The sequence below is a fragment of the Acinetobacter haemolyticus CIP 64.3 = MTCC 9819 genome, from assembly GCF_000369065.1.
Taxonomy (GTDB): Bacteria; Pseudomonadota; Gammaproteobacteria; order Pseudomonadales; family Moraxellaceae; genus Acinetobacter; species Acinetobacter haemolyticus.
Genome location: NZ_KB849807.1, coordinates 60359 through 77298 on the forward strand (window position 1 = coordinate 60359; position 16940 = coordinate 77298).

Below are 16940 nucleotides of genomic sequence, written 5' to 3' on the forward strand. Positions count from 1 at the left end.
AAACAATAATGCACAAAAAATTACAATAAGATACACTTAAGTTCAAATTAAACCCACCTACGTCACATTATGAATAAAGAACCAAATATTCTTATTAAATTCTGGGATTTTTTGACACTCAAAACCTACCATAAAAATTTATTGACAAGTGGTGGTTCGACTTATCTTACAGTTATTTCATTTATCATGATTCTTGCTGCTTTGTCGGAAGGTTTCGCATGGGGGTTTTTAGGTAGTACTTTTACTCCTAATTCACCTTACGTCGGCTGGACTATCGTAGGTGGATTCGTTTTTCTTCTAATGTGGTTTTTCGACCGATCAATGGCATCTGCTGATCTATTAAAAGATGAACATGAAAAAACCTTGAATGGTTTGCAATTAACAAAAGAACCTTTTTATTCACGGTCGGGTATCAAATCATTCATAGCAAAATATTTTCCATTTGCTATCAGGATTGGAATTGTCTGTTTATCTTTATATATTACTGCACCTTTTTTAACTCAATTAGTTTTTAAAGCAGATATTGATAATAAAATGATGGAGCAATACAAAGACAATATTGCTCTAGCGAAAAAAAATGGACTGGAAAGTCGTGATAAGAAAATTGCAGAGCTTGAACAGTTAGTCAACAATACTAATGAAAAATTACAGGTAGAAATCAGTGGCAAAAGTGGCACTGGATATGGCCGTGGCTACGTTGCTCAAAGTATTGAAAGGCAATTAGAAACATTACAATCAGATTTAAAATCAACTCGTATAGAAAGAGAAAGTTTTTTAGCCAAATTTGATCAAGCGGTGGATCGCGGCAATGAAGAAGAATTAAAAAAATATGGGATTACCATTACAAAGGATAGCCCAATATTTAGGCAACAAGCCATTGAAGAATTTGAAAATCAAAAAGCTTTTAATCAAACAAAATATGCTGTAGATGTTTTTTTAATCATTCTCGGAACGATATTAATCTCTGCAAAACTTATGCAACCTCGTACTTTGCAGATGTATTTTTCAAGTCGCTTACAAGAGAAATGGGCGCTATATAAACTCGGAACATTCGACAAATATTTGCCGGAACAGGAACGAAGTGATCTTATTCTACAAACTAATCAGTCTATTCCTGAAGAATTTGAGGAGATCATGGTTCAATATGCTCAAGACCAACGTGAACGGAAAAAACAAGAAATATTAATGATTCAAGAAAAAGAAAGACTTACTCGAGAAAAGCAGCAGAAGCAATTGTTAGAGGAAGAGCGTTTACTGGCCAAAGCGAAACAGGAACAAGAACGCCAAGAATTAGTCGAAGCTGAACTAAAAAAAGCACAACAAATTCATTTTGAACGTCTTGCCAAAGAAAAAGCTGAGATTGAAATGCGTGAAAAATCTCGTGTGTTTTATGAAGGGCAAATTCTAAAAGCTTTAAATGAAGTAGAAGAAGCTGAAATAGAATATTTAAACAAATTTTCTAAAAAAATAGATCAACTAGAAATTGACGAGAAAAACTTAATTGAAGAGCTCCATGATATTGAACGTACTTATAAAAACCATGAAGACAATATCGATGCTCGAAACAAACGAATTAGTATTGCTGAAGCAGATTTAGCTGATATGCAAGACCTAGCACGTAAACTTCAGCGCCCAGAAGAAAATCATACCATTGAAAGTTTGCGAGCCTTTACGACTGCAGAGTCTGCGGTCGTTGAGCAAAAGACCTATATTAAAAACATTAAATCTTCACTACTAACTTTTGAAACAGATCAGAAGTATTTTCAAGAAAGTATGGCTCGTATTCGTGAACAATTAAGTAAAACTAGAGCTACATTAACTGAGCTCAAGGAACCTTTAGAAATTATTTCTACCTTTCGTTCCAAAATTGAAGCACGAAAAATGGAGCTATTAGGAGCTGAGGGCTTAATTGATACGCCATATGAACCACACCATGATGAAGAGATACCGATGTTGGTAGAGAAACTGAAAAGCCAGCTTTCGACTCAAGTACCGTCGTATATGTCTTAAGAATAAATTTATATGATTTGGTTAATTTTTTTCGTGGTGACAATTTTAGGCTATAGCAGTTTTATTTTTATTAGAAAGATAAAACTGCATCGTAGTCGCTGTGAGCATATCCGTGCAAGTTTACATTTACCTACAGAAAATCAGAAAAATGATTATTCAGGTTTTTTCCCAGCAGGCTTAGCTATCGGTGAGTATTTATGGCAAGTTTACAGTATTGATCCAAGCGTAATTAAAGCCGTCGATTTTAGTAGCCAGGAAGAGTTAAATTCAGCATTAGATGTCTCAAATTATTTAATGTTGAATATGTTAGAGAAAGATGAAACTTCTTTATCAGGCTTTAGAAATCGTCTAATCGGTTATATTGGTGAACAAAAAGTAAGTGATCTGTTAGATAGACAAACCCATGAAATTGTCTGGGCTAGCACATCCAATCAAGAAGTCTGGGACTTAAAAATTGACGGTGATCTCGTAAATGTCAAAACCATTCTAGATATAGACAGCATTAAAATGACAGCTTTGGCACATCCAGATGTGACTTATTTAGTGCCTGAAGATACCTATCAAAATATTGGAATAGATAATATACAGCCATTAGAAGGTTTGAGTCATGCCGATATATCGCAACAATTTGACTCTACCATCGAACAGGCAAATGGTAATGCTGCCTTAGATTCATTCGATCTACATTTGCCTATTGCAAGCGGAATAGCTGCATTCAATGAAAGACAACGTTTATTAAAAGCTGGTGGAGACAAAAACTCGATAAATAAGAACGTTCTTATCGACTTTTCTTCCAAAACTGTAGGGAGTCTGACCATGGCAAAAGTTGGTGCATCCATCGGGCTTGGTTTAGGGAGTCTTGTGTTTATGCCAGTTATTGGAGGTGTTATAGGAGCAGGAGTTGGCGCATTAATCGGTTCAAAAGTGGGAGGTGGCTTTGGTAAAAAGATCAAAGAGTTAGAATTACAAAAAGAAAAGCTTCGTTTGGAACAAATGCTGGATAAATTTGGTCTTCAATACTTACCGTATATTAAAAAATTAAAACACCAAGCTAGTATACCCTTACAAAAGCAAGAGCAAGCATTTCAACTAATCGAACAGAGATACAGTCAATATCTAACATCACAAAAATGGAAACATTATTTTTTCCCCGATTTAAATTTTATTTTTTATGATGAGCTAAAAAAAATAGCTAAGAACAACTTAGATAAGTCTTCTACCAAATTTCAAAATATCGAAAATACACTTATGGCTATAGAAAATGAGAAAAACTCAAAAGCATTGGCAATCTTAGTATTAAATAGCATTTATTTACGTGATTTCCTTCATATAGATCTGGTGCAAATTAAAAAAATTTATGACCAGAAACGTAAAATATATATTGAAAGGTACAAATTATATCCTGATCAATTTCCATTGACCCAAGATATCATCAACTACAATAAACTATATAAACAAGGGACCTAAGGTCTTTCTTATAAACCAATAGATCGAAAAATTTGCTTATCTTTTCCGCCCAACCAAACTAAATACTCATTCTCTATTGCCTGCTTATACGCCCAATCGGCAACCCGATGCGAACGTTGCAGATCGGTTAGAAAACCTAATTGAGAAATCTCTTGAGTGATTAGTCGATCATGTAAATGATTACGTTCTCTCCATTGATCTAGGAATTGCTCGGACGCCAGATAATTACTTTTTTGTGAATTACATTTGTCATCTGCTAGCACAAAATTATGTCCGGTATCGGCAGGATATAAAGACCATGGAATAAAATGATCCACGGCATATTTTGCCCTACCCATCATATACCCCTGATGGAAATTGCTGGTCACAGGCTCTGTAAATTGTGTGCCAAAGAAACCGTCCATCACTCAAATGCAGCCTATGAGGATGAACTGCAACAGCGATTGCTACAACAGAAAATCAAAAACTCAGGGCTCAATAAACGCTATCTAGACCGTGGCTTCAAGAATTATGTAGTTGCATGCCCTGCACAAGAAAATACCATCAAGCTATGTCAGGCCTTTGCACAGCAAATTATTTCTAACCACAACCCGAACATGTTGATGATTGGTACACCGGGTACAGGTAAAACCCATCTGAGTGCATCAATTATTCGCAACATTCTGCATAACAGTACAAAATCTGCACGCTACTATACCAGCGCAGAAATTGCTCAAAAAATGATGGATACTTGGTCAGATACTTCACGCTCTGAGAAAGAAGTCATCGACCATTTCTCCAGTTTTGATTTATTGGTGATAGACGAATATGGCCTGCATGACCGGCATGAAAAACGCCTAGAGATGGTACATAAGGTTCTATATAGCCGTTATGACAATATGAAATCTACCCTGCTGATTTCCAATTTCACAGTCCAAAATATGCAGCGAGATTTAGGTGTCCGATTATGGTCACGATTACATGAAAACAATTTGATTGTAGTACCGTGTTATTGGGATGATCGACGAATAACCAAATAATACGACTCTTTACTTAAGCCAATTATCTTGCTGAGATGATTGGCTTTTATAATTAGATTTTTCAAAATTGCATTAATCGCATATTCTTATTAAATGGACAGATATTCTTATTTGAAGCTGAACACCCGTTCTTATTTTACATGGACACCTCAGAAAATTAACTCTTAGATAAATTTCCATGAATTGTTAGAGTATACCTGTACCTGTCTGATGCTTTAATAAAGCTGCCAATTGTGAACCTGATTTTAGCTTCTCTGTATAAGGGCAACCTTGGTCATTAGGTGCCCAATGTGGACATCTTAGATAATATTGATCTAACAACCCAATACCATTCTTTTTCTTTTGTAAAACCATCGGTTCAGCATGCATTGGGCAACAAACAATGTTAACACCTTGCTTTTTATTCCTTAGATCAGACTGTAAATCATCCATACGTTCTATAATACTTTCAGACGTACTATGATCCTGAAGAATAATATTGAAGTCTTGAGCTGAAAGACTAAATTCAGGTGCGGATGTATCTGTCATTAATGCTAAGTCTTGTTGAGATAAATTTTCACGATATTCACATAAACGAACCTGTTTATTATTAAAATACCAACCCGTACATCCCCAATAGAAATCTTGTGGATTTACATGAACTAAATTACGTGCCCACTGTAATTTCATAGGTCTTTGACATTTAGGGCATGTCTTTGCCATGGTATCTGCAAAAGCATTCCATTGAAGGACATGGGTTGTTTCTAGATCAATATCAACTTTATGAATATTATTTTCATTCTGTTGAAATCTATCAGCAGCAATAATTTGACTATCACTTTTAATGCCTTGTTTTAGAAAATTTCTTTCCTCATCAAGCTCATACAGCCTTTTACGTTGTTGTTCAGTAATACGTCCTGATTCATTCAATTTTCTACGCAAAAATTGAATTTCTTGATTAAGCTCATGTATTTGATCTTGTTTTTTGTCTCGTTCATCGTAGACAGTCTTTGTCACGATTTCTTTTGCAGTGAAATAAGTTTTAACTGTAGAAACCACTTCAGAAACCACACTCACTGCTGCACTGAATAAAGACCCAATGCCAGAAAACAACATATCAAAAAAGCCCATAATTTCCTCGTAAAAGAAAGTCTATGACTTAGTCATAGACTTTCGATTGCTTATTTCACTAAATTCATCAAACTACCAAAACTATCAATCACAGAATATTGAACTGCATCCCCCAATGATTGATTTTCTTGATTTAAAGTAGCGAAGAACTTTTCAGCACTTTCAATTTTACGTTTCTCTTTTTCCCGTAGGTCACTGTCTAGCATTGAGCCTTTAGTTTCTGCAACGAAATAGATTTGGCGCACTTTATCCTTATTGAAAGCAATTGCCCAATCAGGGTTATAGCTACCGAAAGGCGTAGGGATCTGGAAACGATCAGGGAGTTTAGCGTAGACAACCACTTCATCGGCACCATCCAACTCTTCGACAAACTTACGTTCATTATCTGAATCGGTGACTACGTAATCCCAAATATGACGCTCTGCCTTGTATGCCTGTAATGGAATATTCTCATTACTTACAAATATTTCATTGTCAGGATAAGTGCTATCTAAAGGATTATATTTCAGTCCTTGAATGACCATTTTTGCTTGCTGTTCATTGATGATACGACTCATTTCACGAATGAAAGCTTCTGGATTCAACTTAAACTGTGCAAATACCGCAGCGTTAATTCCCTGTAAGATATGGGCAACCGTTTTACGAGTGAGATTGGTATCATCGACAATATTCCCAATCAGGTCATAGGTCACTTGAGACTGGATAGAAATATCCACAACCTCAGTTTTTGAAGTCACCTTCCCAAACATTTCTTTGGCTTTGACTTGCTCATAGGTGGATTCATCATTCTGTGTCGCTTCTGCAAGTTTATAACTCAGCGTTTCCACAAATTTGTTGTTACGCTCAACAGCAATACGTTCAACAGCACTAATACTTTGCTCAATGAGTTTTTCAGAATCCAGATGAATCTGATAAACCGCTTTACGGTTAATACGAGACCATAACGCCTGGAATTCTTTTCGTTCTAAATTGGTTTGGTTGATCGTATTGGTCAGCTTCTTATTGCCATTATCAGCCATACCTTCCAAAGCTTTTGGATCAAACAGCCCATCAATCAGCTTGTGAATTTGCTCAGTATAAGCCACTAAACTTTCAGGCAATTCAGCCAGCGTACCTTGATCTTTCGCTTCGTGATACTTTGGCGTTAACTGATCATTGTCATCAATATAATCGTGCTTAGACAGATGTTTATTAATCTGCTTTGCCATCAATTCAGTGACTTCAACACTAGAACCATCTGATAACTTAAAGATTTTCCCTTTAAAGTAATCAGGCGTCGCTTGTGTCGGGCGGTTCTGAATCGTATTCAGAATTTCTGATTGTAGATTCGACACAAACTCTTTGTAACTTTCATTGGTCACAACTGTGAGATTATTCAGTTTGTGAATTTCTCCTAATGCCCCTTGGAAATGGTTGGCATCCATACGTTCGCCAAATTTATTCACTGCAAGGCGCATACCACGGCCAACTTCTTGGCGACGAGAAATCACATTATCTGAATGCTTTAAAGTACAGATCACAAACACGTTCGGGTTATCCCAACCTTCCCGTAACGCTGAGTGAGAGAAAATAAAACGAGTTGGCTCTTCAAAGGAAAGCAGGCGTTCTTTATCTTTTAAAATCAGGTCATAAGCGTCTGTATCATTGGATACCTGAGCTTCTTCAGCCTTCTTATCAATCGTTGGATTGGCAAGACGTTTTGATTTCTTATCAATTGAGAAATAACCGTTGTGAGTACTGTCTACCTTAACTGCTTTCAGATAGTCAAAATATGGGTCATTTTTTAAATTTAGATCCTCAATTTCATTGAGTACCTGTTGATACTGTTCCTTGAAAATTTGAACATATTCACCATCTACAGGATTATTATCCTCATCATATTGACGATATTTAGCCACTTCATCAATGAAGAAAAGACTCAGGACTTTAATACCCTGATTGTATAACTGACGTTCTTTTTGAATATGTGCACGAATCGTTTCACGGATCTGAATGGTTCGCATGATCTTTTCATCAACATGCCCTAATGCTTCACCCACATGAATTTTTGTGCCATTCAAGAAAGTCACCGAATTATCTCGTGCATCAATGTCTGAGACAACATAACGGTCATTGTATTGTTCGGCCTTATTGGAAATATCGTAAAGGTTATCGCCTTTACTCACCTTTCTGACTTCACGCTTAAAACCATTCTTGGTTTCAATCTCAACTTCTAGGCGAGCGACAGGTGAAGATTTAGATACAATGATGTCTTGTAAGTATAAATACCCATGTGTGCCTGATAAGCCCTGTACTTCCACACCCTTAACAGTGATTTTTTTCACCAATTTTTGGTTGTAAGCATCCAAAGCATCCAAGCGGTAAACAAGGTTATAATTGCGCTTATGTGTCGCGGAATAGCGCAGAATAAACAATGGGTTGAAGTTAGATAAAGACTCTAGGGTTTTATCCGCCCCCATCTTTTGCGGTTCATCCAAGATCAAAATTGGACGGTTACGACTAATCACATCAATTGGACGACGAGATTGGAATTCATCCAGTTCATCATAGATACGACGGTTATCTTTACCTGTCGCATTAAACGCTTGAACGTTAATCACCATGACGTTGATCCCACCATTCGAGCTAAAGCTTTCCAAATGGTGTAATGCTTTGGAGTCGTAGATAAAGAAACGGGCCTTTTTGCCGTATTGCTCTTGAAAGTGATCAGCCATCATATTCAGGCTTTTGTAAACGCCCTCACGAATGGCAATGCTTGGTACGACCACAATAAATTTTGACCAACCATACTGCTTATGTAATTCAAACATAGTACGGATATAGCAATAGGTTTTACCTGTACCCGTTTCCATTTCAATATCAAGGTTTAATGGGCTTTTGGTCAGGTTCTTGCCTTTGCCATTATCATCCGTGATGAGTTGAGATGATCTTTGTAATCCACTTGCTGCTTGTACGTCCTGAATGTTTTTCAGTACGGCTTGCAGATCAAAAATATGGGCATTCTCAAAACCAACATCTGCAACAACTTTTTTAGCCTTACCACCTTGTAAATCCAAGGTTTCTTCAAGCATATCAACCTGTGCAGTTGCTTTTTTTACTTTAGCTGCACCTTGGTCAATCATGTAACGATGACCTTCAGAACGTGGTTGCCCTTTAAAGCAATCCACAATCGCTTGTACAGAGTCTTTCTGATACCCAAGGGTTTTAAAACGGATTTCCATTGTCTGACCCTCTTAAAGAAACTTCACTTCGGTATCAGGAGAGAGCTGTTTAAAGCGTTCTTTGATATTGGTTTTATCATGGTCAAGATGAATGGCTTTTTCTGCTGATACGAAGCGCAAAGGATGATCTTTGGCAACTTCATCAACCACATCAAATGTCAAATCATCAAAACACGCTACAAGGCTATTGCCTGCAACATAGAACACTTCTTTTCCTGCAATAGTTTTACGTTCGATCGGCAAAGAAAGTTCAAGCCCCCAATCCAACATGACTTGGAATAGTAAGTCTTCTGCTGTACGGTCTTCTTTAATGTTTGAAGCCATGTCTAAAAGGTCAGATTGTTTTAAAGCATCTGGTGCGTAATACACATCCTTCATATTGGTTGAGTCGATTTTTAAAACACGGAAGCCAATATCTAAGTTTTCAATACCTTCTTTGCTAGCATTATCTTCTATGATCTTTTTACCTGCACGACGGATACGTTCTTTAGATATTTCGGCAATATTTTTATAACCTGCTTTATAGGCATCAGATTTTTCATCACTGGCTTCAGGTAATTGCACCATAATAAATTTACGTTTCCCACCGTCCTCTGCATTAAGCTGCATTAAAGCGTCGGCTGATGTTGAGGTTCCCGAGAAGAAATCAAGAAATATATCTCCATTATCCAAATTAGACAGTTTCAATATATATTTAATTAATTTAGTTGGTTTAGGCGTTTGGAAAATATCTTCAGGAAATAACTTTAGTAATTCATACTTTGCTTGACGGTTGTGCCCAGTTTGTTCCAAATCAATCAATAATGTAGAGGGAGGCAAGCCCTCCATATCTGCAAGATATGTTCTTCTTTTAATGTTAGTTTGCATCTCATTGAATCTAATTTCACCACTAGCAATTTTTTGCTGCATCAATGCTTTAGACCATCTCCAACCGTTTTTAGGGGGGGTTATAATATTCCCATTTGGAGCAACCAAATCATATATAAGATTTTCCCTATAATTAGGGGAGTTTAATGGATTTCCATCAAAATAAGGCCCTTTAGGATCATTGTCAGGATTTTTGAAATGTGTTCTCTTGCTATCATCATGTAATTTCTGTGGTTGCCAAGAGCTTTGTTTTGAATAGATTAATGTGTGATTGTGGTCTATTGAGAATTTCTTAGCATCATTATTACTATTATCTTTTGATCGCCAAATTGCATCAGCAACAAAGTTATTAGAACCAAATACTTCATCACATATTTTTTTCAGATTAGCTTGCTCACCATCATCTATACTGATAAAAATTGCACCATCATCTGAAAGTAAATTTCTAGCTAATTTTAAACGGCTATATATCATACTTAACCAATCAGAATGAAAACGCCCATTGCTTTCGGTATTCGCAATTAAGCGATTTCCTTCTTCATCGACTTGATTGGATTTTTCAAAAAACGCTTCGGTGCTTTCAGCAAAATCATCTTCGTAAATAAAGTCATTACCCGTGTTATATGGCGGGTCAATGTAAATCATTTTGACCTTACCCAAATAATTCTCTTGCAGAAGTTTTAGTGCTTCGAGGTTATCACCTTCGATAAACAAGTTTTCTGTCTTATCAAAGTTAACGCTTTCTTCACGGCATGGGCGCAAGGTTTTCGCAATTGGTGCATTGGCGGTTAGAATGGCTTCTTTTTTACCGACCCAATCAAGACGATAGCGTTCTTGCTCACCTTCAACCAAAATTTGTGAAAGTTCTTGTTTAAGCAAGTCAAAATCAACAGCTTTTTTCAGTTCACCATTTTCATCTTTGGTTTCAGTAATACAGTTGGGGAACAGTGCTGAAATCTTTTCGATGTTTGCGTCTACTAAGTTTGGCGAGTGCATTTTTAACTTGTCCATCAATATACCTTTATATTTAATTCACTAATTTGTTTAAATCGGATTCAAGTGCATGAATATGCTTATTGAGTTCAACCTTACGATTAAACTGTTTTTCAGTTCTCAACTTGGATTTCAGCTTATCAAGCTGCTTTTGCAAGCTTTCAAGTTGTTGAGATTTTTGCAATTGAAGTTCAATAGAAACCGATTCGTCATCGTTTTCTTGATCTTTACTTGATGCAATCGGCAATATCTGGGCGATGAAATGTTCATATAGATCAGCCAGTTTTAAGTAAAGGGGCAATTCAATACGATCATGATCTTCTAGCCACTCAGAAGCATAATATTGACCTATCACAGCTTTAGTTTTGTCTACTTGATTCAAACGCTTATAGGTTGCAATAACTTTCACTTTATCTTGATAAACCACTTCAAAAATAATTGGAGTGAGAATGAGCTTATCAATGAAAGATAGAATTGACACATCTAAATCTTCAACCCGACTTTTTACTCGAAAAATCTGAATTTCCTTTAAGTCTTCCTGATCCTGCAAGTGAATGGTCGATGATGCCAACTTATACGTCCAGCGTATATTTTCCACTTGGTCTACAAATAACTGCTCGACCTTGCTATTGGCTTTGCCCTGTTCATAAAATTTATTTTTCGGAATTAACCGATCAACTTTTGCCTGCTGTGGAAACTTATACAAATTCATGGTTAAACGTCTTCAATTACGATAAAGCTAATCAGCTCGAAGTCATTCAACCCCGAAACAACATCGACCAAGGCAGAAGTCGTTAAGCCCGAAAACAAGCTATCAATATCCTTTTCAGCTTTTACCTGCTGAATGGTATTGACCACAATATCCAATAATTCAGAATAATGACTCATATTACGTCCATCATTGGTTTTCAGGTTAAACTTCTCATACACACTCGGTATAGGTTGATCTTTTCCTCGACATGCTTTACGTGCCACATCCAACAAGTACTTGGCTTGGGTGTAGTCATATACCACCTCACCATTTTGGTTAATATAAACCAAATAAAACGGATATAAACGGTTACTTTGACTGTTAGGCGACTCAGGGTGTCGCGCTCTTAATGTAAATATGACACCCGAGTCCAACCCCATTGCAGGCTGTGCAGGCACAACTGCATGCAGCCCATTGGGCAATCTCACCAATTCAGGATGCTCTTCTAAATAACTGAGCAAATCCATACGAAAATCATTCAGCCCCAAATCGGTAATAGATACCCCTGTGTTGGCATCTTCTAAGTCTAAAACTTCAGTTTGAAGCTTTTGTAATTGTTCTCGACGATAGGCGATGTCATTGGATTGAGCACTCAACACGTTATCATCACCAGTACTGGTCATGTCCACAATTACCATCCGATTTTCGACCCGCTCTCGAAGGTTAATGTAATCATCCAAGCTAATGTCAGGCCAGTAGTTGACGAGTTGAATCACGTTGTTTTTAGACCCAATCCGATCTACACGCCCAAAGCGCTGTATGATGCGTACAGGATTCCAGTGAATATCAAAATTTATCAAATAGTCACAGTCTTGTAAGTTTTGCCCTTCAGAAATACAGTCTGTCGCAATCAGTACATCTATCTCTCTAGGCTCTTCAGGGAATATGTCCGTCTTTTGTTTAGACTGTGGTGAAAATAAAGTGAGCAAGCCTTGCATGTCATAGCTTTGACGGCTGCCCACTCGGGTTTTGATCGTGGACGTATTATCACTACCAATAATTTTGGCACTGTGCAGACCATAGGTTTCTAGCAAAATCGGAGCAATATGCTCATAGATATAATTTGCTGTATCCGCAAAGGCAGTAAATATGATGACTTTACGGTTATTGGCATTAATTGGGTTCTGAATTTTCTCAACAACATGCGCTTTAAGATGTTGTAGTTTGGCATCCTTTTCAGCGTTAATTGGCTGAATCATTCGCAGTAAACCAAGAATAATGTGGTAGTCACCGTCTAGATCCGTTTTCCAGCTCAACAGATCCATATCAGCCAAATGAATTTTGAGCTTATTTCCGATTAGATCTTCGGTATTGAGTAACTCACCATTCTCATCCTCATCATAGCCAAAGTCTGGTGAAATACTGACCTCATCATCTGCCTGACGAGCTTCAAAGTCCGCAATTTTAGCGAGTACATTTTCAATATTTTTCTTTAAAACGTTCAATGTCAGCCTAAACGCATGGACAGAACTTTCTAGGCGTTTCAGCAAGTTGACCGTCATCAAGGCCTGTAAACTTTTTTCACGGTCTACCTGTCTTAATTTACCTTTGCCTTCTACACGAGTATCAAAAATTTCTTCATACTTTTTTAAAGCACTTGGAAAGATATAACTGACTGGTGCATAAACTGACATCTTGATTAAAGACAGATCTGCATAAATTTGATTCAGAGAAACACTATCCTGATCGGTTGATAATGCACAACGGAATGAAATCGGCTTGAGTCGTTGAGGGAACTGTCCAATATCTTTGGTGTCATAGAAAGTTTGAATGTGTTTTCTTGAACGCGCAATCGTCACACTATCTAACAGCTTAAAGAAATCGAAATCTAGAAGGTTCAGAATCGCTTGAGTTGTCCGTTGGGCAGGATCTAGTTTTGCCCAGGCATTAAAGCTGGCCTGTGCTCTACGGAATATGGTTTCGATATCACGTTCAGTATCGAGCTTATTTTCCAATAACGCTGCATTCCCTTCATAAGCAAGGGCGAGCTGATTCTTAAGGTCAGTAAAGTGATTATTTACTGGCGTAGCAGATAACATTAACACTTTAGTTTTCACACCCTGACGAATCACTTGATTCATTAAGCGGTCATAACGTGTTTCTCGATCCTTAAATGTGCCACGGTTACGGAAGTTATGCGATTCATCAATCACAACTAAGTCATAGTTGCCCCAATTGATTTTCGCCAAGTCTATGCCTAGGGTTTCACCACCTTTGCGAGAAAGATCGGTGTGATACAACACATCGTAGCTAAAACGGTCTTTGGCAAAAATGTTCGTGACTAGATTGGCGTTATAATTCGTCCAGTTCGCTCCCAATTTCTTAGGGCATAAAACCAGAACACTCTTGTTTCGTAATTCGTAGTATTTGATCACTGCCAATGCAGTGAAGGTCTTACCTAAACCCACACTATCCGCCAAGATACAGCCATTATAGGTTTCAAGTTTATTGATAATGCCTACGGCTGCATCTTTTTGGAAATTGAACAGCTTATTCCATACTAAGGTATCTTGATAACCTGTCAGGTCATTCGGCATCACATCTGCATTGATATCTTCTAAAAAATCTTTGAAGATATTGTAAAGCATTAAGAAGTAAATACGTTCAGGTGGATTTTCCTGATAGACAGACTCAATGTGTCGAATAATTTCACTGGTGACATCTTCAACTTTTGAGGGGTCATTCCAAATTTGATTGAATAGCTGAATATAGGTTTGCACCATCGGCTGCTCATCAAAGCAGTTCACCATATTGGAAATCGCATTGCCTTTTTCAAAACCGAGTCCCATCGGGGTAAACCCTTGAATAGGCATATAGGTTAAAGACTGCTCAGGTTTTTGGATGCTGATAAATTCCTGCATCGGCGCATTGCTATTATTTGACTTAAATTTTGCTTTTCGTCGTATCCAATCTGCACATTCTTTAGCAATTGCTTTTTGTGATAACTGATTTTTTAAGTGAATTTCAAATTCTGTCCCGTACAGACTGCTTTCACGATCTTGTTTAGGAATGACAAATTCACGTTTTTCCTTTTTTAGCTTATCTGTGACGTTATCAGCGACAAAGGTTGGTGACGTAAAAACAAATTGCAGTTCTTCGATCTTTTCTAATTCTTTTTTTAAAGCAGCGTAAGCATAGATGGAGAAATAGGAAGCAGCGATCTTTAATCTGGACTTACTACTGAGATTTCCCCCAATATCTGAACCTAATGTGCTGTTGATATTATCAATGAGTTTCATTTGTCAAATGCAGTAATTAAGACAATATGATAATAGCTGATATTTTTCTTATTAATTAAATTATCACTTTGTTCTCACAACGAATTTCTATAAGTTTAGAGACTAGTTTTTTTTCACTACCATCCAACCAAACCAAATACTCATTCTCAACTGCCTGTCTGTATGCCCAATCAGCTACCCGATGCGAACGCTGAATATCGGTTAAAAAACCCAATTGAGAAATCTCTTGTGTGATCAGCTGATCATGTAAATGATTCCGTTCCAGCCATTGATTCAAGAACTCTTCCGAGGCCAGATAGTTACTTTTCTGAGAGTTACATTTGTCATCTGCCAGGACAAAGTTATGCCCCGTATCTGCTGGGTAAAGTGACCACGGTATAAAGTGATCTACTGCGTATTTATTGTTTTTAAGACTCTTGCCACAGTAGAAACACTGACATTCTTGTAGGTCAATGAGAAAGTTTGCGACTTGCCCCAATTGACTACGACTAGGAGCAAACATAAATTCATCCAAATCAGGTAGCCCATCCAAGACAACAAGGTTTTGTTTATTCAGTCGAACAAAGTCAATCCAACGTTTCTGGCACAGCTCTTCAATAATTTCACTGAACTGCCTCAAGCAATACATCACTTTTGGCAATAATTGCAGCGATTCCTTAGAGTCATTCAAGTGGTAGAGAAATTCAAAAGTTTGCCCATTCAGATTTTGCAAGTAGACTACAGGCATTCTTTTTACTGTATCAGCCACTGATTTTCTCAGTTTTAACCAAAAAGTTGCATCCCTTCTTGCAGCGGCGATTGTTTTATATTGCTGCTGTGCTATTTGGATTTCACTGATGATCTTTGCTTGCTTACCTGTACTTTGTTGAATGGTAAAAGGTTCGTACTGGTTAAACTGAAACGGCAGTGACTGTTTCCAGTACAGGTCAATAAACTTTTCAGCAATATCCTGATATTCCAAATGCAAGGCAGCACCGGTATCTTGACCCTGTTCAATCGCCAGACGTGTGATACTTATCAGTAAGGCAAACTTATATGTCGAAGTAAACGTCCCTGACTGCAAAATCTGCTGAATATGCTTTAAGAATTTCAACTGTTCTTGAGGGGTTGGTATTTCGGCTATACTGAATAACATATCTAAGCCTGCACTTTTCTAATCAGAATATTAAGCCACTCTTCTGTACGGTCTGGACGTTTATCTACAGTAATCCATTGCTGTAACAGTAAAGCCTGATCTATTTGTTTGAGTAAGTCGTAAGCTTGCTGCTCATTCAAGTCAGTAAAGCTGCGCCCTTCTTTCTCACGGTCTCTATCGCCATATTTAAAAGACATATAACACACACCATTTGGCTTTAATGCTTTAAATATGCACCCCAGTACTTCAGTCAGGCGATCTCTTTCACAGTGCAAAAGAGAAGCACAAGCCCAAATCCCATCATACTTAGCTAGTTCATTCAGCTCATAAAAACTTTGCTGACGTACCTCGATGCCTGTCAGCTGTCTCGCCTTTTCAACCAGCTCGGCAGAATAATCAATTGCCTCAACTTGATAGCCTTTTTTCTTAAATGCCAGAGTGTCACGCCCAGAGCCACAGCCCAAATCTAGGATCAATGCCTGTTCCGGCAAATATCTTAGAAATGGTGTGTAAAGACTTTCCATCTCAACCTGATAGGTATTTTCAAAAAATGCTTGAGCATGTTGATTGTAATAATTTGATGTTTGATTCATTGTCTAAAAGCCAATATCTTATGTTAAAGAACATACTGATATTTCACTAGATAAGTCAAATGATCAGTCCTATGAATGAATCAAACTCTTATTTCACTGTATCCGGACAACTGAGATAGAAACCAAACTGGTTCTTGTAAATGGAAAAAATATGGGCTTCAGATTTCGCAAGAGTATTAAAATATTACCTGGATTAAAAATCAATCTGACGCATAAAGGCATCAGCAGTGCAAGCATTGGCACACCTGGTGCTTCTTTAAATATTAGCAAAAAAGGCACCCGAACCAGCGTTGGTATTCCAGGCACAGGCCTATCCTATTCCAAGCACCAACCCTATAAGAACAGAACTGGCAACCAAGACAATCCTGCTCAGGAACAACAACCACTCTATACATCACATACTGAGAAACCTAAATCGAATGTCTGGATTTGGGTAATTTTTGGATTATTTTGTTTTATTGTCGGGGCAATTATTTTTTGAATTTAGCCATTCTTTGTACCCCATAATATCCACTGCTAGGCAAAATTTAATTCA

At 37.4% G+C, this 16940-nt stretch carries 11 protein-coding genes and 1 pseudogene; 4 read left to right on the forward strand and 8 right to left on the reverse strand.

All coding sequences use genetic code 11. The features are described 5' to 3' along the window. Positions 1-69 precede the first annotated feature (69 nt). Both F927_RS13080 and F927_RS13085 read left to right on the forward strand, forming a co-directional pair. Positions 70-2010, forward strand: a complete 1941-nt coding sequence (locus tag F927_RS13080) for a DUF4407 domain-containing protein (protein ID WP_005085725.1) — start codon at positions 70-72, stop codon at positions 2008-2010. A gap of 12 nt (positions 2011-2022) precedes the next feature. After that, entirely contained in the window at positions 2023-3477 is a 1455-nt protein-coding gene (locus tag F927_RS13085) for a hypothetical protein (RefSeq protein ID WP_005085727.1), read from the forward strand. Between the two features lie 8 nt (positions 3478-3485). Here F927_RS13085 and F927_RS13090 read toward each other — a convergent pair. Next, positions 3486-3806: pseudogene (locus tag F927_RS13090) on the reverse strand (HNH endonuclease domain-containing protein); the annotation flags it as partial. Between F927_RS13090 and F927_RS13095 the strand changes: the two are divergent. Continuing rightward, the gene (locus F927_RS13095) at positions 3786-4496 is read left to right on the forward strand and encodes an ATP-binding protein (RefSeq protein ID WP_042110626.1); all 711 of its coding nucleotides are present in this window, start codon (positions 3786-3788) and stop codon (positions 4494-4496) included. The pseudogene F927_RS13090 and the gene F927_RS13095 overlap by 21 nt on opposite strands. Positions 4497-4682: 186 nt before the next feature. Here the strand turns inward: F927_RS13095 and F927_RS13100 are convergent, their stop codons facing one another. Genes F927_RS13100 through F927_RS13130 form a run of 7 tightly spaced genes read right to left on the reverse strand, consistent with a single transcriptional unit; the run spans position 4683 to position 16405 of the window. Next, positions 4683-5606, reverse strand: a complete 924-nt coding sequence (locus F927_RS13100; protein WP_005085733.1) for a hypothetical protein — start codon at positions 5604-5606, stop codon at positions 4683-4685. 50 nt (positions 5607-5656) lie between these two features. Beyond that, positions 5657-8827: a type III restriction-modification system endonuclease gene (locus F927_RS13105; protein ID WP_005085736.1), complete on the reverse strand. Its 3171-nt coding sequence runs from the start codon at positions 8825-8827 to the stop codon at positions 5657-5659. A 12-nt stretch (positions 8828-8839) separates the two neighbouring features. Then, on the reverse strand, positions 8840-10705 hold the full coding sequence (locus F927_RS13110) for a site-specific DNA-methyltransferase (protein WP_005085738.1): 1866 nt from the start codon (positions 10703-10705) through the stop codon (positions 8840-8842). 16 nt (positions 10706-10721) lie between these two features. Continuing rightward, positions 10722-11399: a DUF4391 domain-containing protein gene (locus tag F927_RS13115; protein WP_005085740.1), complete on the reverse strand. Its 678-nt coding sequence runs from the start codon at positions 11397-11399 to the stop codon at positions 10722-10724. 2 nt (positions 11400-11401) lie between these two features. Then, on the reverse strand, positions 11402-14677 hold the full coding sequence (locus F927_RS13120) for a helicase-related protein (protein WP_005085741.1): 3276 nt from the start codon (positions 14675-14677) through the stop codon (positions 11402-11404). Between the two features lie 55 nt (positions 14678-14732). After that, positions 14733-15812: an HNH endonuclease gene (locus F927_RS13125; RefSeq protein ID WP_005085743.1), complete on the reverse strand. Its 1080-nt coding sequence runs from the start codon at positions 15810-15812 to the stop codon at positions 14733-14735. Between the two features lie 2 nt (positions 15813-15814). After that, complete coding sequence (locus F927_RS13130; RefSeq protein WP_005085745.1) at positions 15815-16405, reverse strand: class I SAM-dependent methyltransferase; 591 nt, start codon at positions 16403-16405, stop codon at positions 15815-15817. A gap of 151 nt (positions 16406-16556) precedes the next feature. Here F927_RS13130 and F927_RS13135 point away from each other — a divergent pair, with 151 nt between their 5' ends. Beyond that, a complete protein-coding gene (locus F927_RS13135; protein WP_005085749.1) occupies positions 16557-16886 on the forward strand; it encodes a DUF4236 domain-containing protein in 330 nt (109 codons plus the stop codon). Positions 16887-16940 lie beyond the last annotated feature (54 nt).